This window comes from Pantoea sp. SIMBA_079, from assembly GCF_046940275.1.
Classification (GTDB): Bacteria; Pseudomonadota; Gammaproteobacteria; order Enterobacterales; family Enterobacteriaceae; genus Pantoea; species Pantoea borealis.
The window spans coordinates 1-258 of record NZ_JAWRYR010000551.1; the positions used below are offsets into that span (position 1 = coordinate 1).

At 62.0% G+C, this 258-nt stretch carries 1 protein-coding gene; it reads right to left on the minus strand.

Annotated elements, in window-relative coordinates; all coding sequences use genetic code 11:
- Positions 1–64: 64 nt before the first annotated feature.
- Positions 65–258, minus strand: a 194-nt coding sequence (locus tag SB719_RS21165) for an enoyl-CoA hydratase/isomerase family protein (protein WP_412159888.1), incomplete at its 5' end; no start/stop codon positions are given.

The window sequence follows — 258 nt, forward strand, 5'->3', positions numbered from 1 at the left end:
GAGGAAACTGGCAGCGCTAGGTGAGTGGAGGCGGGGGCTGAAAAGCAGCCCCCGGATCAGCAAGCTAACCCACATCCGCCAATGGGTGCCGCCCTTCCCACGCCTTGGCAAAATGCGCCTCGACTACCGCCGCCGGCACTTGCGCCACATCAGGCCAGTGCCAGCGCGGCTGATTGTCTTTGTCCACCAGGCGAGCGCGCACACCTTCACTGAATTCAGGGTGGCGGCAACAGTTCAGGCTCATGCTGTATTCCATCT